This window comes from Pseudomonas sp. NFACC02 (assembly GCF_900110765.1).
In the GTDB taxonomy this organism is placed as follows: Bacteria; Pseudomonadota; Gammaproteobacteria; order Pseudomonadales; family Pseudomonadaceae; genus Aquipseudomonas.
Genome location: NZ_FOEO01000009.1, coordinates 45,439 through 64,929 on the forward strand (window position 1 = coordinate 45,439; position 19,491 = coordinate 64,929).

Below are 19,491 nucleotides of genomic sequence, written 5' to 3' on the forward strand. Positions count from 1 at the left end.
TGCACCCAAGTCGCGCTTTGTGGTGTCTGGCCTGCTGCGGTATGAAGAACAAAAGCCATAGCGCGCTTTGCGCTATTTAGATTCAACGCCTCAATCGTTGAATAAACATAAAACCTGTGGGAGTTAGCTTGCTGACGAATGCGGTGTGCCATTCACCCTTGATGGAACTGACTTACTCCCATCGCGAGCAACCTGATTGTTCCCCCGCTCCGCGTTTCAATGACGCTCTGCGTCATCCGGGATGTGGCGCATGCTTTCCGGCTTTGCACCCCTCAAGAAACGGACTGACACCACGGGTTCGAGAACCCTAGAATCTCCCACATTGGATCTGCGCTGTTTTCGCCTATAGTGCGTACCCGCGTGCCATCCCTTCGCTAGGAACGAAATGAGCAGCCTGAGTAAATTGCTGAATGTCCTGGACCTGTTCGGTCCAGCGACGTTGAAGATCGACCCGGACACCATCGCCGAGCGCATGGGTCTGTCGCGCGCCACCGCGTATCGTTATGTCAAGGAATTGTGCGACGCCGGCCTGCTGACACGCGTGGATGCCGGCCACTACGGGCTGGGGCCGCGGGTGATCGAGCTGGACTGGATGATGCGTCAGTACGACCCCATCCTTCTGGCGGGGCGCGAGCTGATGCACGAGCTGTCGGCGCAGACCGGCCTGGCCGTGTTCGCCAGCGTTTTCTACGACGGGCGCATCATCAACACCTACATCGCCGAACCCACCGACACGTATCACTTCTCCTTCGGGCGCGGGCATCCGCTGCCCTTTTTTCGTGGCGCGCAGTCCAAGGTATTGATCGCCTTCCAGAAAGGTCGTCGCCTGCAGCGCCTGTTCGAGGAGCATATGGCCAACGACCCGGACAGCCCCTACGACTGGGCCAGCTTCGCCAAGGCCACAAAGAAGATTCGCAAGGACGGGTACTGCATGACCCATGATGAACTCAACCTCGGCCTGACCGGCATCGCCGCGCCCATCATTCAGCCGGATATCGACGAGGTGATCGGCAGCCTGTCCGCTGTCGGCAGCACCCAGAGCTTCAAGCTGCTGCGACAGGAAACCGTGATTGAAATGGTCATGGACACCACCCGCCGGATTGCCGAGAACCTGCGCAATCCAGCAGGCGCCGCCGCATCCTGAAGTTCAGGCGCGACCGCTGCAGTGATGGGTTAAAACGGCACGGCGACGGTCAACTGGCTGTAAACGTTGGTGCCGTTGCCAGCGACCTGGTTGCCGCCGGTGGTGGCGTCCTGCTTGGGCTTGTAGAGGCCGAACAGCGGCGTGACGATCAGGTGCGGACTGACAGCCCACTCGGCGTATACGTCCAGCTCCCGAGCATTGAGGTTCAGCGCATTGCTCTTGCGCACCGTGTCGAAGTCGAAGTACAGCGCCCCCAGGGTCAGGTTTTCCAGAGGCGTGGCCTTGAGGGCCACGTGCTGGATGCTGGTGTTGCTGTTGAACGGCCCGGCATAGTTGCCCGCGACTTCGCCTTGCAGCCACGTGCCATAGCCTGCGCTCAAGCCAGTGAACAGCGGATCCCACTTCTGTGAGTAGCGGGTGTAGCGATAGCTGACCTTTGGCGCCCAGGCGACATCGGCAAAGGTGTAGCCGGCTTCGCCGTACCAGGCTTTTTCGGGACCGGTGTCCTTGTCCTGCCAGGCGTATTCGAACGCCAGATTGACATTCGGCAGGCCTGCGTCGCCTTCACCGCGCACGCTGTAGACATTCATGCCCTGGCGCTGACGCTGGAAATCACTGGCCCAGCGATCGTTCACATCGATGCCATGCACCCAGGTCAAGCCCAGCGTGCCGGGTGTGGTGGTGTAATCCAGGGTACCGGCGGCCATTTCGGTTTCAGCCTGGGCGCGGTTATCGGACTTGAGCCACAGCAGGCTGCCGTGCAGGCCATCCTTGCCGCCCAGGCGCAGGAACGCGGTTTGATCGAAGGCGTGCCGCGCGGCCAGGTAATACGCACCGCCGCGGTTCATCGTGCCATCGGCCGGGCCCTTGCCCAGGTTCGGCCCGTCATCGTTGATCAGGAAGCCACTGCCGAGCTTGACCACCTGGCGACCGCCGGAAATGTCCACGCCGTCCTTGCCCAGGGTCGGAAACAGATCGCCCGAGCGCCAACCCAGGTAAGCATCTTCGATCTTGGTGGTGCGTTCGCTGCCCAGCGTATTGCCGCCCGGGTCGCCGTCACCCCAGGTCGCGGAACTGACCAGCGCGAAGGCGCCATAGGCGGTGCCATTGCCGGCCAAGGACTGGTCGCCGCTCAAGCCATACTTGATGAAACCTTCGCGCCAGGTCGAACCGCCCGGCTCCCCGTCATAGTTCTTGCGGCTGTTGAACATGCCGAACACGGCAGTCATGTCGGCATTGAGATGCCGGCTCTCATCGCTATACAGCTCATAGGCCCGGGCCTGGCCGACGGCGCAAAGTGTCAACGTACAGGCCAACGTGCCGCTGAGAAATGACGCGCAGGGATAGCGCATGATCGAAGCTCCTTGGGGTGCGCCTTTGAGAGGCTGTCTTAGTGGTTGAGGCATTATTCGGCTGCGCGTTTGTTGACGAACAACAACTGCTGGCCGGTGAATTCCAGTAATCCTTCCAGGCCGAACTCGACGCCGAAGCCAGACATCTTGCTGCCGCCGAACGGCGTGTTGGGCTGAATGCGCGCGTGGCAGTTGACCCAGGCCACGCCACTCTCCAGACGGCTGGCCAGTGCCTGCGCCTGCTCCACATCCGGCCCCCAGACCGAGCCGCCCAGGCCCATGTCGCCGGCATTGGCGCGGCGCAGCACATCCTCGACATCCTGATAAGCAATCAGCGGCAATACCGGCCCGAACTGCTCCTCGTCGACCAGACGCTGGCCATCGGTCACATCCGCCACCAGCGTGGGCGGATAGAAGAAACCGGGGTGATCCAGGCGTGCGCCGCCACACAGCACCCGCGCACCCTGTGCCCGCGCGTCGGCAATCAGGTCATCCACCAGTTGCAGTTGATCAAGGTTCTGCACCGGGCCGAAGTTGACGCCGGGCTCCAGGCCATCACCGACCACCTGGCGCTCGGCAATCCGCGTCAGGGCCTCGGCAAACGCCTGGTACTGGGATTCGTGAATGTACAGGCGCTTGAGTGCAGCGCAGGTCTGGCCCATGTTGAGGAAGGCGGCCTGGAAAATCTCTTCGGCCACCTCGTCCACCGCCGTACCGGGCAATACAATCGCCGCGTCGTTGCCGCCCAGTTCCAGGGTCAGGCGCTTGAGGTTGCTGGCGGCACCGCGCATCACGCTCTGGCCGGTGGCGGTGGAGCCGGTGAACACAATCTTCTGGATCCCCGGGTGCGACGTGATTGCGCTGCCGAAACCCTGCTCGCCGGTCACGCAGTTGATCACACCGTGGGGCACATGACGCCCGATGATTTCGACCAGGCGCAACGTGCTCAGCGGCGTCAGGCTCGAAGGCTTGCTGATCACACAGTTACCAGCGCGCAGTGCCGGCATGATGTGCCACACGGCGATCATGAACGGCCAGTTCCACGGCGTGATGGACGCCACCACACCCAAGGGCTTGCGGTGCAGTTCGATGCGCTGGGTCGGGGTTTCTTCCACCAGCTCCACGGCGATCTCCTGCCCGGCGGCGTAGCGGGTCCAGGCGGCGGCGCCCATGACCTCGGAAAACGCCAGCTCAAGCGGTTTGCCTTGTTCCTGCACGATCAGCCGGGCCAGTGCATCTGCGTCCTTTTCGATCGCATCGGCAATCGCATTGAGGTGCTCACAGCGCTGCCCATGGGTACTGTGGCGCCAGGTCTTGAAAGCGGCCTGAGCGGCGGCCACCGCCTCGTCCAGTTGGGACAGCGAGCCGGCCGGGCAGTGTGCGAATGCGGCGCCGGTCGCCGGATTGATCACGTCGAACTGGCCGTTTTCACCGGCAACCGAAACGCCGTTGATGAACATCGTGTAATGGTGCATATGCAATTTCCTTTAACGCAGACAAGCCCTGCCGCACACCGGCAGCGAACGATTCACGGAAGAGAGGTTTGGTGGAACCAGGCTTTAGAGCTTGTGACTGCCCAGGGCCAGGAACCGCTGTGGCGACACCTTGCGCAGGCGCGCGGCGAGATACAGGCCGCCCAGCAGGGCTGCGGGAATCACCGCGCACAAGCTGTAGGACAAGAGCTTGCTGGCCCCCGTAAGCACATCGAAATGTGCCACCGCCAGTACCAGCACGCTCAGCAAGGCGAGGCTCGACAACACCGGCAGGATGCGCCCACGCAGCAGGCCGACCTTGAGCTCGGGATGCCGATGGAAATACACGCAGATCGCGATTGAGGTCATCGCCATCAGCAGGATCACGCACAGGGTTGCCAGGTTAGAGAACCAGGCGAACAGTTGCAGGATCGGGTCGGCATCCATCGCGGCGAAGATCAATACCACCACGGCCGCGATCAGGCTCTGCAAGGCAGACCCCATGTGCGGGCTCTGGTGTACGCGGTGGGTGGTGCCGAGCACGCTGTGCAGCAAGCCGTCACGGCCGATGGCGTAGAAGTAGCGCGCTGCCGCGTTATGGAATGCCAACAGTCCGGCGTAGATGCTGACCATGAACAGCACGCGGATGACCTGGGTCAGGTATGGGCTGACGAAGTGATCGGACATGCCGTAGATAAAGGTGGTGGGGTCTTGCATGGCTTGCAGCATCGGCACGATCTTGTCCGCGCCCACCCCCACGATCATCGACCACACCGACAGCGCATAGAACCCACCGATCAACAGCACCGAACTGTAGGTCGCGATCGGGATGGAGCGCTTCGGGTCTTTCGCTTCTTCACCGTAGATGGTGGTGGCCTCGAAGCCGATGAAGGCGGCGAAGCAGAACAGCAGGCCAATGGACGGGGTGCCGCTGAACACATGCTGGCGGGAGAACGAGTCAAGGTTGACGCCGCTGTCACCCCCGGTTTTCAGAATGGCAAAGTCGAGGATCAGGATCGCCAGGTATTCAGCGATCACCACCAACGACAGGACCCGCGCCGAGAGGTCGATCTTGCGATAGCCGAAAAACGCGATACTGGCCATGGCCAGCAGCGAATAGGACCACCAGGGCCATATCACACCCGCCACGCTCTCCATGGTACCGGCGACCACACCACCGAACATGCCATACAGGGCGATCTGCAAGATGTTGTAGGCGAACATCGCCAGCACGCCCGCCGAGCCGCCGGCCAGGCCGCCCAGGCCACGGGAGGTGAAGGCGTAGAAACCGCCGGCGTTGGTGACGTGGCGGGACATGGTGGTGTAACCCACCGAGAACGCCAACAGCACCAGCAAGGCCAGCAGCAATAACGCTGGGGTGCCGGCACCGTTGCCCAGCATGATGCCGATCGGGAAACCACCGGCAATCACACTGAGCGGGCTTGCCGCCGAAATCACGAAGAAGATGATGAAGCCGACACCCAGGGCGCCACGCTTGAGCTCCGTAGAGCTGTTGACCGGGAGAGTTACGCTCATGTTATTGACCTTATTCTATGAGGCAGTCGCTGTGGGGGGCCCGATCCAGCCGCTATCGGAGCCGGGTAGCGCTTTTATTCTTGAGGTTGCACGCTGGATTCGATCCTATGCCCGCCCATGTAACCCTCGCTATCCCAAATCGGTAACATCGCGGCCAGCGCCCCAAAACAGGTCAGAGCCGACTTATTCCCCCGCCGATTTGGGATAACGGCGCGGGTGCGCGCTCGTGCATGCTAGGTTCCCCGTCCTGTGCCTGCCTTCAAAGTGCCGGGGCAGGCCATCCAATTATCGAGCCGACCCTATGCCCTCCAAGCGCCGCTGGCTGATCCTGGCCATTATTTCCAGCGCATTGCTGCTCATCGTCATTGATATGACCGTGCTGTACACCGCCTTGCCCACCCTGACCCGCGAGCTTGGCGCCACGGCCTCGCAAAAGCTCTGGGTTATCAATATCTACGCGCTGACCGCCGCCGGCCTGCTGCTGGGCATGGGCACGCTCGGTGATCGCCTGGGGCATAAACGGCTGTTCCTCGGCGGGCTGAGCGTGTTCGGCCTGTTCTCGCTCATCGCTGCATTCTCGCCCTCGGCCAATGTATTGATCGGCGCCCGTGGTGGCCTGGCGGTCGGTGCGGCAATGATGATGCCCGCCACCCTGGCCCTGATCCGGCTGACGTTCAGCGACGAGCGCGAACAAGGCATGGCATTGGGTATCTGGGCGTCGGTGGCCTCCGGCGGTGCGGCGCTCGGCCCGGTCGTGGGCGGCTGGCTGCTGGAGCATTTCTGGTGGGGCTCGGTGTTTCTGATCAACGTTCCGATTGTGCTGGCGGCGCTGCTGCTCGGGGCAATGCTGATCCACGACCATCCGGGCAATGCCCAGCGGCACTGGGACTGGCTGGGGTCGCTGCAGGTCATGATCGGGTTGATCAGCCTGGCCTATGCCGTCAAGGAACTCGGCAAACGGTCGCCCTCCTTCGCTGCCATGCTGGTGGCGCTGCTCCTGGGGGCGTTGTTCATGACGCTGTTCATTCGACGTCAGCGCCGCGTCGCGCAGCCGATGCTGGAGCTATCGCTGTTCGGCACGCCGCTGTTCAGAAATGCCGTGATTGCAGCGCTTGCCTCAGCCGCCGCATTTATTGGCATGGAGCTGGTGTTCAGCCAGCGCCTGCAATTGGTGCTGGGGATGTCCCCCCTTCAGGCGGCCCTGTTTATCCTGCCGCTGCCACTGGGTTCCTTCGTTGCCGGGCCACTGGCCGGCTACTACCTGTCACGCCTGGGCAATCGACGCATGTTGTTCTGGACACTGCTGCTGTCGGCCGCCGGCATGCTGGCGTACGTGTTGCTGTGCAACGCGGCGGTGCCGCTGCAGGTTGCCAGCCTCGCGCTACTGGGCATGGCCATGGGCGCGGCGCTGACGGCAGCGTCCAGCACCATCATGCTCAGCGTTCCCACCGATAAGGCAGGTATGGCCGCCTCCATCGAGGAGGTCTCCTTCGAGCTGGGCGGTGCCGCCGGAGTGACGCTGGCAGGCAGCCTGTTGTCGGCGATTTATGCCAGATGCGCCAGCCTGACGATCCCGCCGCGACTGGGCGTGCCCCCCTTGACGTTCGAGAGCCTGGACGACGCGATGCTGGTCTCGGCAACGTTATCGACCGATGACGCGGCGCTGCTGACGGGGCTGGCCCGTGCGGCGTTCGATGCCGGCTTCGTGGCGGTGCTCGCCGTGCTGACAGCCCTGTTGTTGGGCGCGGCGGTGCTGGTCAAGTTCAGCCGGCAGACGCCCGTCCTGACGCGATAACGACAGAATTACCGAACCGGCCTCGCTAACCTCCGAGACCGGCCGATATATCAAGTACCCAATAAGAAGTCAGTGGCCCTGGCCAACTGATGCTCAACCAGCACGCTGTTCACCTGCGAGATACTCCGATGCTCGACGCCCTCTCCATCCGCTTGAAAATCATCCTGCTGTCCGGCTTGTGCCTTCTGGGCGTGATCGGCCTGATCGTCAGCCTGAACCTCTATCAGGGCAACCAGAACAACCGGCTGATCAGTTCCTCCAGCAACAAGATGCTGACCGAGAGTGGCCAGGCCCTGCTGCTGGCCAAGGCCGCCGAGCAGACGGACAACCTGCAGCGGATCTTCGGCAACAGCCTGCTGCTCATTAACGCGCTGTCCGACCAGGCGAACCATTTGCGTAACATGGCCGCCCAGCGCGGGTGGCCGGCCGCGACGTTGCGTGAGGAACTGAACCAGAGTCTCAAGACGACCTTCGAGCGCAATCCGCAGATACTCGGGCTGTGGCTGGTTTTCGAGCCGAATGCGCTGGCCGGTCAAGACAGCGTATTCGCCAACGACGCCGCGCGCGCCTCCAACGAAACCGGCCGCTTTGCCAGTGCGTGGAACCGGGGTGCCGGCGAGTCGGTGAACATCCTGATTCCCGAAAGCGATTTGCAGAAGACCGAGCTCAGCATCAGCGGCACCCCCTACAACAGTTGGTACACCTGCCCGCGAGACACCCGGCGCACCTGCCTGATGGCGCCCTACGCCGACACCCAGGCCGGGCAGGTACAACTGATGACCACGCTGTCGATACCGTTGATTGTCGATGGCAAGGTGATCGGCGCCCTGGGCGTGGACCTCGCACTCGGCGCCCTGCAAGCGGCCGCAAGCGATGCCCAGCGCGCGCTGTTCAATGGCTCGGGAAGCATGCTGATCGTGTCCGACAGCGGCGTACTGGCGGCCTCCAGCAAGGATGCCGGCCAAATCGCCAAACCGCTCAGCGCCGCATTGGGCGAGGACGGCAAGGCGATACTCGCAGCGTTGACACAAAACAAACCGCTCGTGCTGGCCCGGAATGATTTGATCCGCGCGGTCTACCCCGTCGCGCCAATCCCCGACGCGCCGGCCTGGGGGGTCGTCATTGATTTGCCCAAGCACGTATTACTGGCCGACTCGGTCGCGCTTCAGACCTTGCTGGATCAGACCCAGACCCGCGACACGCTCAAGTCATTACTGGTGGCCATCGGTGCCGGGCTGCTGGGCCTGCTGCTCATGTGGTTCACAGCCTCCGGCGTGACGCGCCCGATCAACAGTGTCGCGCAGATGCTCAAGGCGATTGCCAGCGGCGACGGTGACCTGACCCAACGCCTGGACTACCGCAAGAAAGATGAACTGGGCGAACTGGTGAACGGGTTCAACCGTTTCCTCGACAAACTGCAGCCGACCGTGGCGCAGATCAAGCAAAGCATTACCGATGCGCGTGGCACCGCCGACCAGTCTTCGGAAATTGCGCGGCTGACCAGTGAAGGGATGCAGGTGCAGTTCCGCGAGATCGATCAACTGGCGACCGCGTCCAACGAAATGAGCGCCACCGCCCATGAAGTCGCCCACAGCGCCTCGAGTGCCGCGCAGGCAGCGCGCGGTGCCGACCAGGCGTCCAGGGAGGGCATCACCCTCATCGAGCGTAGCACCCAGGACATCCATGCGCTGGCCCGCGAGGTCAGCAAGGCCGTGACGGAAGTCGAAGCCCTGGCGGTCAACAGCGAGCAGATCGGTTCGGTGCTGGAAGTGATCCGCAGCATTGCCGAGCAAACCAACCTGCTGGCACTCAACGCCGCGATCGAAGCGGCGCGCGCCGGGGAAAGCGGCCGAGGTTTTGCGGTGGTGGCTGATGAGGTACGCAATCTGGCCAAGCGCACCCAGGACTCCGTCGAGGAAATCCGCATCGTCATCGAACGCATCCAGACCGGCACGCGGGGCGTGGTGGCGACCATGCATTCCAGCCAGACGCTCGCCCAGGACAACGCCGGGCAGATCCATCAGGCCGTGCAGGCCCTTGGCAAGATCAGTGACGCGGTAACGGTGATCAGCGACATGAACCTGCAGATTGCAAGTGCGGCGGAGGAGCAAAGTGCGGTGGCCGAAGAGGTCAATCGCAACGTCTCGACCATCCGGGGTGTGACCGAAACCCTGACTGAACAGGCCGCCGAGTCGGCGCAGATCAGCAGTCAGCTCAACGCACGGGCCAATCAACAGATGAAGCTGATGGACCAGTTCCGCGTATGACCTGCGGCGGCAGGGCGGCGCGTGATGTCTGGGAGGGTAATTCGGCGAACAGCGCCTGGTACTCCGCCGCGAAATGGCTGAGATGGAAGAAGCCCCACTGGGCCGCGGCATCGCCAATCGAGAGATGCGCGGCCTGGGTGGACATCAAGGTGCGGCGTACGCCATTGAGCCGGACACAGCGCAGGTAGTTCAGCGGCGTGGTCTCGGCCACGGCGCGAAAGCTGTTCTGCACGGTGCGCCGGCTGACCTGGAGGCGTTCGCACAGTTCGAACACACTGGGCACGTCGAACTGCCCGGTGGTCGCCATGCGGTGGCATTTCTCGACGATAAAACTGCGCGTGGAACTGCTGGTGCGCTGCTGCTTGTCGCAGGCCGGATCGGTCATGAGCTGCACCAACTCACCGAGCATGGCCTGCTCCAGCGCCTCGTCGTGCTGCCGAGCCTGCACGCTGTCGTGAGTATCGCTGGCCATCGCATGGGCGAACACCGCGAGCAAGCGCCGACGGGCATCGGCGAAACGCTGGCTGGAAACCCTGATCACCGGCTGACGCAGCAGCAGGCTGACATCCTTCGCCGAGGCCGTTTGCGCCAGCGCCTGCTCGAACAATTCTCGCTCGAACGTGATGGACAGCAGTTGCATGCCCATCGGCATATGAAACATGAACTCCTCGCCACCGTGCAGGAAGAACAGGCTGCTGTCGTCCACCTCCCGCCCCTGCATCCGCATTGAACCGGGCACATTGATTGGCACCGCGAAGCACATCTTGCCGCGCGGCGCGACGCCGTGCTGCACGACACGCTGGTTGATCTGCTCAAGGAAAACATGGCAACCGCCGGTGAGCAGCTGCACCAGCGAACTCTCGGTCGAGCCGGCGGTTAACTGGCTGTAGTCCTGGTTCCACTGCTGCACGTTGGCCGCATGAACGTGTACATCCTTAAAATGACCGACACTGTTATTTCTCATAATGAGCGATATCCTCCGGTATTTTTTTATTTTAAGGCCGCTTTATTAGCCAATATTCTCACATAACGAAATTAATGCAAATTTCGTGACAGTCTTTGAACATGCACACTCACCTGGGTCGGCGCACCCATGTGCCGATTCGGGCTACCGATCTGACCCACGTCACGCAGATGATCAGGCCACATCAATCAACATCGCAGAGATCCGTCATGAGTGAAGCCAAGCTTGCAGCCCTGCATTTCGCCGATGCACCGCACATCGTCTCCAGCACGCTCCCCGGCCCCAAAACACGCGAGGCCCTGGCGCTTTCGGCGCGTACCGAGTCGATGGCGCGCGGCGGCGGACGCATGCCGATCGCCATGGACAGAGCCTTCGGCGCAACCTTCAAGGACCCCGACGGCAACACCTACATCGACCTGTCCGCCGGCGTCGGTGTCAGCAGCGTAGGCCGCTGCCACCCCAAAGTGGTGCAGGCGATTCGCGAACAGTCCGAAGTGCTGATGCACGCCCTGGAAATCAACAGCACCCGGCGCACCGAACTGGCCGCCAAGCTGTCCGACATCGCGCCCGAGGGATTGCGTGGCGACTGCATCACCTTCTTCACGCAAAGCGGCAGTGATGCACTGGAAGCCGCGATCAAGTTCGCCAAGCGCATCACCGGGCGGCACCAGATCATCGCCTTCCACGGCGGCTACCACGGTGTGTGGAACGCTTCGGGTTCGCTGACCACCGGCACGGCCTACCGCAAGGGTTTTGGCGCGCAGATGGGTGGCGTGATTCACGCCCCCTACCCTTACGCCTACCGCTTCCCCTTCGACACCGCCCACAAAAGCGCCGAGCAGATCGCCGGTGAGTACGTCGACTACCTGTTGAACACCCCGTACACCGCTGCCGATGACGTGGCTGCCGTGATCGTGGAACCGGTACAGGGCGAAGGCGGCTATGTGCCGCCGTCGCCGGAATTCCTGCAATTGCTGCGCCAGGCCTGCGACCGCAGCGGCACATTGCTGATCGTCGATGAAGTGCAGTCCGGCGCCGGTCGCACCGGCAAGATGTGGGCGGTCGAACACTCCGGCGTGAAGCCCGACATGCTCACCTTCGGCAAAGGCATCGGCAGCGACCTGCCCATGGCTGGCCTGATCATGCGCTCGGACCTGGCGGCGCAGATCCCCGACGGCTCCATGCCCAACACCTTCGCCGCCAACTCGTTGTCGGCTGCCGTCGCACTGACCAACATCAGCATCCTCCAGGACCCTGAACTCGACCTGCTCAACCGTGCCCACACCCTGGGGCTGGAAGCACAGGCGAAGATTCGCGGCTTCAACAACCCGCTGGTCGGCGAGGTGCGCGGGCGCGGCCTGATGATCGGTATCGAACTGGTCGAAGACCCGCTCACCAAGGCGCCCCTGGCGGGCGACAAGATCGGCCGACTGATGGGCTATCTGCTCAACCACGGCGTGCTGATGATTCCCTGTGGCCGCTACAGCAACGTGATGCGCGTCATGCCCTCACTGACGATCTCGCGCGAGCTGTTCTTCAAGGCACTGGACATCTTTGGCGACGCCCTGGCTTCGCTCAAAGCATGATCTTGCCCATTACTGGAGGACCGCAAAATGACTGAGCACTTGAATCTTTTCATCGAAGGTGCGTCCTGCGAAGCCTTCGACCGTCGTCGTATAGACCTGGTCAACCCCGTGACTGAACAGGTCTACGGCAGCTCCGCGCGGGGCACTCGCGAGGACGTGGACCGTGCCGTGGCAGCTGCACGCCGGCAACTTGAAGGCGGCGACTGGAGCCAGCTCGACGGCGCCGGACGGGGCCGACTGCTGTCGAAGCTGGCCGACCTGGTCGAACGCGACAGCGAACTGCTGGCCGATATGGATGCCGACGCCATCGGACGCTCGCCGATCGAACCGCGTCGAATGGACCTGCCCAATGTGCTGGCCAACCTGCGCGCCGCCGCCGGCTGGGCCAACCAGCTCGAAGGTCGGACCATTCCGAGCGGCGGTTACTTCGGTACCCGAACCCTGTCGTATACGGTGCGCGAGCCCGTGGGCGTGGTCGGTGCCATCGTGCCCTGGAACTCGCCGCTGATGATCACCGTGTGGAAGCTCGCCGCCCTGCTGGCCGCAGGCTGTACCGTGGTGGTCAAGCCTTCTGAAGAAACCCCGCAATCGGCCCTGCACCTGGCGCGGCTGGCCCAGGAGGCCGGCTTCCCGGACGGTGTGATCAACGTGGTCACCGGCTACGGCAATGAAGTGGGTCGCGCCCTGTGCGAACACCCGGACATTGCCAAGATCAGCTTCACCGGCAGCCCCGAGGCAGGCCGCGAGATCCAGCGCACCGCCGGTGTGTTGTTCAAGCGTGTGGCCCTGGAACTGGGCGGCAAGAGCCCGCAGATTGTGTTCGACGATGCTTCTTTCGAGGACGCCCTGCGCGGCTGTACGCTCGGACTGTTCGCCAACCAGGGCCAGGTGTGTGCGGCCGGTTCGCGAATCCTGGTGCAACGCAGCCTCGCCGAACGGTTCGGCGCCGCGCTGGCCGAGGCGGCACAGGCGGTGAGCGTGGGCAATCCTCGCGAGCCCGGCGTACAGATGGGCCCGGTGGCCAAGAAGGCGCAATTCGATCGCGTCAACCGCTACATCCAGCTGGGCATCGACCAGGGCGCCACCCTGTTGGCCGGCGGCGTCTCGGCGCCCAAGCAGGGCTGGTTCGTGCGTCCGACGATCTTCGCCAACGCCCGCAACGACATGGAAATCGCCCGGGACGAGATCTTCGGTCCCGTCGGCACGCTGATCACGTTCGACAGCGAAGAAGAAGCGATTGCCCTGGCCAACGACAGCAGCTACGGCCTGGCGGCCACGGTCTGGACCCGCGACCTGGTCAGGGCGCACCGTGTCGCGGCGGCGGTGAAAGCCGGCGCCGTGGGTATCAACTGCTGGAGCCCGTTGGACGCCAACCTGCCGTGGGGTGGCGTCAAGACCAGCGGGATCGGGCGTGAAGGTGGGTTCAGTGGCGCACTGGCCTACACCGAGGAGAAAGTCATCACCGTGCTGCTGCCGGTCTGAGCACAGCCCCTGTCCTGACGGCGCCATCCTCCAGCGTGGAGGGTGGCCATTGATCCGTGCATCGCTTCGTGGAGAGCCTGATATGAACCCAATAGATCAACCGACAATCGATCGGTACCCGACCTCCCTGCGCGTGTTGCACTGGGTGCGTGCCGTGCTCGTCCTGGGCCTGCTGTGGGTCGGCTGGCACATGACCGGAATGAATGATGAAGTGGCGAGCAAATACGAACTCTATTACCCGTGGCACAAGTCCTTCGGGATACTGACGTTCCTGGTGGTCCTGACTCAGCTTGCCGTGCGCTTTCGTACCCCCAGGCTGCCGCAGCCGCTGGAAACCCTGGCGGGGTATGAAAGGTTCCTGTCACGCCTGACGCAGCGCGTCATGTATGTGCTGCTGGTGATCGTGCCATTGATGGGCTACTCCATGTCGAGCACCTACACCATGAGCGACGGGGTGTTCTTTTTTGGGGTTAACCTGCCCGAGCTGTTGCCAAAGAATGACGACTGGTTCGCCGTGTTCCAATGGCTGCACAAAGTCCTCGCCTATAGCTTGCTGGTCCTGATCGTGCTGCATGTGGCGGGCGCCCTCAAGCATCGCTTCTACGACCGCGACCCGCGTAACGATGTGTTGCGCCGCATGCTCTGAATGGATGAGGCGTTGACGCAAAACGTCAACGCCTGCCAAGACCCGCCACAACCCTCAATGACGACTCAGCACGTCATCCAGACAATGAACTGCATACATGCGTTGGTCGACGCACCGCCACTCGGCACGACGAGTGATCGGGGATCGATATGGTTGGCCACCAGCGCACGTGCAGCCTCTCTCCGGTGACGAGCTTCCTTGAGAATCACGTCGGAATAAACGCAGAACGCGTGGCGATACGGCGGCTGTACACTTTTTCGCAGGCACAAAAAAAGCGACCTAAGGTCGCTTTCTTTGTCGCTTCAAGGCGTTCAAGGGCCTTGAAACTGTGTATGGCGCAGCGGACGGGACTCGAACCCGCGACCCCCGGCGTGACAGGCCGGTATTCTAACCGACTGAACTACCGCTGCGTGTCGCACAGACTTGCATCTGTTTAACTCTGTTGAAACTGGCTTAAGTAAGCCTGCTTCGTATAACACTGATTGATTGCATTAGCTTTCAATCTCAAACCTGACTCAAGGTCAGATCTGGAAAATATGGCGCAGCGGACGGGACTCGAACCCGCGACCCCCGGCGTGACAGGCCGGTATTCTAACCGACTGAACTACCGCTGCGCAGTGGTGGACTTGCGTCCTGCTGAATCTCAGTAACCTTCAGCGTGTCTTTCAAACGTCGTAGCGTTAGCTACTCAGTGCTCAACGATGGTGGGTGATGACGGGATCGAACCGCCGACATTCTGCTTGTAAGGCAGACGCTCTCCCGGCTGAGCTAATCACCCTTTGCTTCGCTGAGGCCGCGAAATTTACGCAGGTACCGAACCTAAGTCAATAGCCTGCTTGAAGTTTTTTTTCAAAGAGCCGTTTTTCGCTAAAAGCTTCAGGCGGTGAGCCAGGAACGAAAAAGCGAGCACAAGGCTCGCTTTTGATTTCACTTGCAACTCAACGCTTGAAACTTACCGCTGCGCCTAATCCACATAAATCATTTTCTTGCTCATGCCGCCATCGACCACGAACTCCTGCCCGGTGACGAACCCTGCGTTCTTCGACAACAGCCAGGCGACGGTCGCCGCAACATCCTCCACCGTCCCTACCCTGCCCGCCGGATGCTGGGCGTGATCGGCCTCGGACAAGGGTTGCGCACGGCGCTGCGAAGGATCACGGGCATCGATCCAGCCCGGACTGACAGCATTGACCCGCACCTGAGGCGCCAGACTCATTGCCAGCGCGTGCGTGAGGGCCAAAAGCCCGCCCTTGCTCGCCGCGTAAGCCTCGGTGTCAGGCTCGGACTGCCGCGCACGTGTCGAGCTCAGGTTGACGATGCTGCCACCATGCGCCCGCAGATAAGGCGCGCAGTGTTTGGCCAGGAGCATGGGGCCCGTCAGATTGACGGCCAGCACACGGTTCCAGTGCGCCAGATCCAGGCTTTCCAGAACCGTATTGCGAGGATCGGCCACCGCTGCGTTGCACACCAGCGCGTCCAGACGACCGAACATGCCCAGCACTTCGGCCACACCTGCGGCCACCTGCTCTTCGCTGGAAACGTCCATGGCAATGAAAGAGGCATTGTCGCCCAACACACCGGCGACAGCTTGCCCGCGCAGACGATCGACATCGGTCAACACGACCTGCCAGCCTTCGGTAATCAGCCAGGCAGCGATGCCCAATCCGATACCGCGCGCAGCGCCCGTCACCAAGGCGACACGGCCATTGTGCATGCCGGCGGCTTCAACCACTAACTCACTCACAGCGCAGCCAGACCACGCGCCAGATCGGCCTTGAGGTCGGCAACGTCTTCCAGGCCCACGGCAACGCGAATCAGGCTGTCGCGAATCCCGGCCGCCTCACGCTCCTGCGGCGACAGACGACCGTGGGACGTGGTGCCTGGGTGAGTGATGGTGGTTTTGGTATCGCCCAGGTTGGCCGTGATCGAAATCAGACGGGTCGCATCGATGAAGCGCCAGGCGCCGTCTTTGCCGCCCTTGACTTCAAAACTGACGACCGCACCGAATGCTTTCTGCTGACGTTTGGCGAGGTCGTGCTGCGGGTGGCTTTCAAGGCCGGCGTAATGCACTTTTTCGATGCCGTCCTGCTGCTCCAGCCATTGCGCCACTTCCATTGCGCTCTTGCAGTGCGCACGCATACGGATGTTCAGGGTTTCGAGGCCCTTGAGGAACAGCCAGGCGTTGAACGGGCTCAGGCTTGGCCCGGCCGTACGCAGGAAGCCAACGACTTCTTTCATCTGCTCGCTACGCCCCACCACGACGCCACCCATGGCGCGACCCTGACCGTCGATGAACTTGGTCGCGGAGTGGACGACCACATCCGCGCCCATGCGCAACGGTTGCTGCAGCGCCGGGGTGCAGAAGCAGTTGTCGACGACCAGCATCGCACCCTTGGCGTGAGCGATCTCGGCCAGCTTCGCGATGTCCACCAGTTCGGCCAGCGGGTTGGACGGCGACTCGACGAACAGCAACTTGGTGTTGGGTTTGATGGCCGCGTCCCAACCGGACAATTCGGCCAGCGGCACGTAATCGACCTGCACGCCGAAGCGCTTGAAGTACTTCTCGAACAGGCTGATGGTCGAACCAAAGACACTTTTGGACACCAGCACGTGATCGCCTGCGCTGCACAGGCTCATCACCGTGGCCAGGATCGCTGACATGCCCGTGGAGGTCGCGACTGCCTGCTCGCCGCCTTCCAGCGCGGCGATGCGCTCCTCGAAAGCGTGCACCGTCGGGTTGGTGTAGCGCGAATAGACGTTACCCGGCATGTCACCGGCGAACGTGGCGGCCGCATCGGCTGCCGTGCGGAACACGTAGCTCGACGTGAAGAACAATGGATCGCTGTGTTCGCTCTCCGGCGTACGGTGCTGACCAGCGCGAACCGCGAGGGTGTCGAAACCCACGCCTTCCAGATCGCTGTCCAGTCGACCGGCATCCCATTGCTGAGTCATGCCGCCTACTCCTTGTCTGAATTAATTGTTGTACAGATCGATGATCGCACTGACTGCCTGAGTCTTGGCCTTGGAAGCGTCGTTACGCGCCTGCTCGATCCTGTTCAGGTAGTGTTCGTCGATATCACCGGTCACGTACTTGCCGTCGAAGACCGAGCAATCGAAGTTATCGATCTTGATCTTCTTGCTGCCGCTCACCGCTTCGATCAGGTCACTGAGGTCCTGATAGATCAACCAGTCGGCACCGATGAGGTCGGCCACGTCCTGAGTCGAACGGTTGTGAGCAATCAGCTCGTGAGCACTCGGCATGTCGATGCCGTAGACGTTAGGGAAGCGGACCGCAGGCGCTGCGGAGCAGAAATACACGTTCTTGGCGCCGGCTTCGCGGGCCATCTGGATGATCTGCTTGCAGGTGGTGCCGCGCACGATGGAGTCGTCCACCAGCATCACGTTCTTGCCGCGGAACTCAAGCTCGATGGCGTTGAGCTTCTGGCGCACCGACTTCTTGCGTGCTGCCTGCCCCGGCATGATGAAGGTCCGGCCGATGTAACGGTTCTTGACGAAGCCTTCGCGAAACTTGACGCCCAGGTGGTTGGCCAGCTCAAGAGCGGCGGTGCGGCTGGTGTCCGGAATCGGGATGACCACGTCGATGTCGTGGTCGGGACGCTCGCGCAGGATCTTGTCGGCCAGCTTCTCGCCCATGCGCAGACGTGCCTTGTAGACCGAGATGCCGTCGATGATCGAATCCGGGCGCGCCAGATAGACGTGCTCGAAGATGCACGGGGCGTATTTCGGATTTTTCGCGCACTGACGGGTGTGCAGCTTGCCGTCTTCGGTGATGTAAACCGCTTCACCCGGTGCCAGGTCACGGATCAGCGTAAAGCCCAGCACATCGAGCGCGACGCTTTCGGAGGCGATCATGTATTCGACGCCTTCGTCGGTATGACGCTGACCGAACACGATCGGGCGAATGGCATCCGGGTCACGGAAGCCGACGATGCCGTAACCGGTGATCATCGCCACGACGGCGTAGCCACCCCGGCAGCGGTTATGCACGTCGGTCACGGCCGCGAAAATGTCTTCCTCGGTCGGCTGCAGCTTGCCACGCACGGCCAGTTCGTGAGCGAAGACGTTGAGCAACACTTCCGAATCGGAGTTGGTGTTCACATGGCGCAGGTCTGATTCAAAGATCTCCTTGGCCAGTTGCTCGACGTTGGTCAGGTTGCCGTTGTGCGCCAGCGTGATGCCGTATGGCGAGTTGACGTAGAACGGCTGGGCTTCGGCCGAAGTCGAGCTGCCTGCCGTTGGATAGCGTACGTGACCAATGCCCATGTGGCCGACCAGACGCTGCATATGGCGTTGGTGAAACACATCACGGACCAGACCGTTGTCCTTGCGCAGGAACAACCGGCCGTCATGGCTGGTCACGATACCGGCAGCGTCCTGGCCGCGGTGCTGGAGGACGGTGAGCGCGTCATACAGCGCCTGATTGACGTTCGACTTGCCGACGATACCGACGATGCCACACATGCGACACAACCCCTACTTAGTGGAACTGGATTTACCGAGCACTTCCTGCGGCGGTGTAGGCGGCAGGAGGTGATCCTTGAACGGGATATCAACAGGTACGCTGACTCCGCTGGCTAGCCACTTGCTGGACATCCCGAGAATCAGGTTTTTCGACCAGTCAGCGACCGTGACAAATTGTGGAAGCAGCCTGGACTGCTGCCACCATTGATCCTGTTGCACCGGGCCCAGGCTCAACAGCCCGGCCGCGATGACGACCAGCAGGCCTCCGCGCGCCGCGCCGAAGACCATGCCCAGAAAACGATCGGTCCCGGAAAGGCCGGTGACGCGAATCAGTTCCCCGATCAGAAAATTGACCATGGCGCCGACCAGCAGGGTGGCGACGAAAAGAATAGTGCAGCCGGCAATCACGCGGGCCGAGGGTGTTTCGATGTAATTGACCAGATACTGCGAGAGCGATCCGCCGAACATCCAGGCCACCGCACCTGCAATGATCCAGGTCAGCAAGGACAGCGCCTCTTTTACGAAGCCGCGCTTGAGACTGATCAGAGCGGAGATGGCGACAATCGCGATGATCGCCCAGTCAACCGGAGTAAATGCCACGTTGAAGCCTGCAGACCGATAAGGCGGCGCATTTTAGCAGAGCGCTGGCCCGGCGGTAAGCAGGGATTACGGATGGTCGCCAATTAACGCGAACTATTGGACTTTGGCAGGCACCCAGCCAGGAAATCCCGCGTCCCGTCGCCGGGCAAGCCCACCCATCCCGCT

At 62.1% G+C, this 19,491-nt stretch carries 14 protein-coding genes, 3 tRNA genes and 1 pseudogene; 7 read left to right on the top strand and 11 right to left on the bottom strand.

Features of this window, described 5'->3' with window-relative positions; all coding sequences use genetic code 11:
• The first annotated feature begins 385 nt into the window (after positions 1-385).
• Positions 386-1,144 carry an IclR family transcriptional regulator gene (locus BMY73_RS10385; RefSeq protein ID WP_062380565.1) on the top strand — a complete coding sequence of 253 codons (759 nt, stop codon included), beginning with the start codon at positions 386-388 and terminating at the stop codon, positions 1,142-1,144.
• A 29-nt stretch (positions 1,145-1,173) separates the two neighbouring features.
• Here the strand turns inward: BMY73_RS10385 and BMY73_RS10390 are convergent, their stop codons facing one another.
• The 3 genes from BMY73_RS10390 to BMY73_RS10400 form a co-directional block, all read right to left on the bottom strand.
• Positions 1,174-2,496: an alginate export family protein gene (locus tag BMY73_RS10390; RefSeq protein WP_175500167.1), complete on the bottom strand. Its 1,323-nt coding sequence runs from the start codon at positions 2,494-2,496 to the stop codon at positions 1,174-1,176.
• Between the two features lie 53 nt (positions 2,497-2,549).
• Positions 2,550-3,971 carry an aldehyde dehydrogenase family protein gene (locus tag BMY73_RS10395; RefSeq protein WP_092406910.1) on the bottom strand — a complete coding sequence of 474 codons (1,422 nt, stop codon included), beginning with the start codon at positions 3,969-3,971 and terminating at the stop codon, positions 2,550-2,552.
• A gap of 84 nt (positions 3,972-4,055) precedes the next feature.
• Positions 4,056-5,504 carry an APC family permease gene (locus BMY73_RS10400; protein WP_092406912.1) on the bottom strand — a complete coding sequence of 483 codons (1,449 nt, stop codon included), beginning with the start codon at positions 5,502-5,504 and terminating at the stop codon, positions 4,056-4,058.
• A gap of 301 nt (positions 5,505-5,805) precedes the next feature.
• Here BMY73_RS10400 and BMY73_RS10405 point away from each other — a divergent pair, with 301 nt between their 5' ends.
• The 3 genes and pseudogenes from BMY73_RS10405 to BMY73_RS28845 all read left to right on the top strand — a co-directional run bounded on the left by BMY73_RS10405 (position 5,806) and on the right by BMY73_RS28845 (position 9,566).
• A complete protein-coding gene (locus tag BMY73_RS10405; RefSeq protein ID WP_092406914.1) occupies positions 5,806-7,299 on the top strand; it encodes an MFS transporter in 1,494 nt (497 codons plus the stop codon).
• Between the two features lie 401 nt (positions 7,300-7,700).
• Positions 7,701-8,708: pseudogene (locus tag BMY73_RS28840) on the top strand (HAMP domain-containing protein); the annotation flags it as partial.
• 102 nt (positions 8,709-8,810) lie between these two features.
• Positions 8,811-9,566, top strand: a complete 756-nt coding sequence (locus BMY73_RS28845; protein ID WP_370588126.1) for a methyl-accepting chemotaxis protein — start codon at positions 8,811-8,813, stop codon at positions 9,564-9,566.
• Here the strand turns inward: BMY73_RS28845 and BMY73_RS10415 are convergent.
• The gene (locus BMY73_RS10415) at positions 9,514-10,530 is read right to left on the bottom strand and encodes a helix-turn-helix domain-containing protein (RefSeq protein ID WP_092406918.1); all 1,017 of its coding nucleotides are present in this window, start codon (positions 10,528-10,530) and stop codon (positions 9,514-9,516) included. The two genes, BMY73_RS28845 and BMY73_RS10415, sit on opposite strands and share 53 nt — an antisense overlap.
• A 209-nt stretch (positions 10,531-10,739) precedes the next feature.
• Between BMY73_RS10415 and BMY73_RS10420 the strand changes: the two genes are divergently transcribed.
• The 3 genes from BMY73_RS10420 (at position 10,740) to BMY73_RS10430 (ending at position 14,244) form a co-directional block, all read left to right on the top strand.
• Positions 10,740-12,116: an aspartate aminotransferase family protein gene (locus tag BMY73_RS10420; RefSeq protein ID WP_092406920.1), complete on the top strand. Its 1,377-nt coding sequence runs from the start codon at positions 10,740-10,742 to the stop codon at positions 12,114-12,116.
• A 27-nt stretch (positions 12,117-12,143) separates the two neighbouring features.
• Positions 12,144-13,598 carry an aldehyde dehydrogenase family protein gene (locus BMY73_RS10425; RefSeq protein WP_092406922.1) on the top strand — a complete coding sequence of 485 codons (1,455 nt, stop codon included), beginning with the start codon at positions 12,144-12,146 and terminating at the stop codon, positions 13,596-13,598.
• 82 nt (positions 13,599-13,680) lie between these two features.
• The gene (locus tag BMY73_RS10430) at positions 13,681-14,244 is read left to right on the top strand and encodes a cytochrome b (RefSeq protein ID WP_092406924.1); all 564 of its coding nucleotides are present in this window, start codon (positions 13,681-13,683) and stop codon (positions 14,242-14,244) included.
• A gap of 333 nt (positions 14,245-14,577) precedes the next feature.
• Here BMY73_RS10430 and BMY73_RS10435 read toward each other — a convergent pair.
• The 7 genes from BMY73_RS10435 to BMY73_RS10465 all read right to left on the bottom strand — a co-directional run bounded on the left by BMY73_RS10435 (position 14,578) and on the right by BMY73_RS10465 (position 19,326).
• Positions 14,578-14,654: transfer RNA gene (locus tag BMY73_RS10435), tRNA-Asp, on the bottom strand.
• Positions 14,655-14,781: 127 nt separating this feature from the next.
• Positions 14,782-14,858: transfer RNA gene (locus BMY73_RS10440), tRNA-Asp, on the bottom strand.
• Between the two features lie 88 nt (positions 14,859-14,946).
• Positions 14,947-15,022: transfer RNA gene (locus BMY73_RS10445), tRNA-Val, on the bottom strand.
• A 186-nt stretch (positions 15,023-15,208) separates the two neighbouring features.
• Positions 15,209-15,988, bottom strand: a complete 780-nt coding sequence (locus BMY73_RS10450; protein ID WP_062380550.1) for an SDR family oxidoreductase — start codon at positions 15,986-15,988, stop codon at positions 15,209-15,211.
• On the bottom strand, positions 15,985-17,196 hold the full coding sequence (locus tag BMY73_RS10455; protein WP_092406926.1) for an O-succinylhomoserine sulfhydrylase: 1,212 nt from the start codon (positions 17,194-17,196) through the stop codon (positions 15,985-15,987). Before BMY73_RS10455 ends, BMY73_RS10450 begins: the two co-directional genes overlap by 4 nt.
• Before the next feature lie 21 nt (positions 17,197-17,217).
• Positions 17,218-18,726 (bottom strand): amidophosphoribosyltransferase, encoded by a 1,509-nt coding sequence (gene purF / locus BMY73_RS10460; protein WP_062380547.1) that lies wholly within the window; start codon positions 18,724-18,726, stop codon positions 17,218-17,220.
• Between the two features lie 12 nt (positions 18,727-18,738).
• Positions 18,739-19,326 carry a CvpA family protein gene (locus tag BMY73_RS10465; protein WP_062380545.1) on the bottom strand — a complete coding sequence of 196 codons (588 nt, stop codon included), beginning with the start codon at positions 19,324-19,326 and terminating at the stop codon, positions 18,739-18,741.
• Positions 19,327-19,491: the final 165 nt, after the last annotated feature.

What these genes read in the sequence shown, in the direction of transcription:
- BMY73_RS10385 (WP_062380565.1), top strand. Translation starts at nt 386, where the DNA reads ATGAGCAGCCTGAGTAAATTGCTGAATGTCCTGGACCTGTTCGGTCCA.
- BMY73_RS10390 (WP_175500167.1), bottom strand. Translation starts at nt 2,496, where the DNA reads ATGCGCTATCCCTGCGCGTCATTTCTCAGCGGCACGTTGGCCTGTACG.
- BMY73_RS10395 (WP_092406910.1), bottom strand. Translation starts at nt 3,971, where the DNA reads ATGCACCATTACACGATGTTCATCAACGGCGTTTCGGTTGCCGGTGAA.
- BMY73_RS10400 (WP_092406912.1), bottom strand. Translation starts at nt 5,504, where the DNA reads ATGAGCGTAACTCTCCCGGTCAACAGCTCTACGGAGCTCAAGCGTGGC.
- BMY73_RS10405 (WP_092406914.1), top strand. Translation starts at nt 5,806, where the DNA reads ATGCCCTCCAAGCGCCGCTGGCTGATCCTGGCCATTATTTCCAGCGCA.
- BMY73_RS28845 (WP_370588126.1), top strand. Translation starts at nt 8,811, where the DNA reads ATGCAGGTGCAGTTCCGCGAGATCGATCAACTGGCGACCGCGTCCAAC.
- BMY73_RS10415 (WP_092406918.1), bottom strand. Translation starts at nt 10,530, where the DNA reads ATGAGAAATAACAGTGTCGGTCATTTTAAGGATGTACACGTTCATGCG.
- BMY73_RS10420 (WP_092406920.1), top strand. Translation starts at nt 10,740, where the DNA reads ATGAGTGAAGCCAAGCTTGCAGCCCTGCATTTCGCCGATGCACCGCAC.
- BMY73_RS10425 (WP_092406922.1), top strand. Translation starts at nt 12,144, where the DNA reads ATGACTGAGCACTTGAATCTTTTCATCGAAGGTGCGTCCTGCGAAGCC.
- BMY73_RS10430 (WP_092406924.1), top strand. Translation starts at nt 13,681, where the DNA reads ATGAACCCAATAGATCAACCGACAATCGATCGGTACCCGACCTCCCTG.
- BMY73_RS10455 (WP_092406926.1), bottom strand. Translation starts at nt 17,196, where the DNA reads ATGACTCAGCAATGGGATGCCGGTCGACTGGACAGCGATCTGGAAGGC.
- purF (WP_062380547.1), bottom strand. Translation starts at nt 18,726, where the DNA reads ATGTGTGGCATCGTCGGTATCGTCGGCAAGTCGAACGTCAATCAGGCG.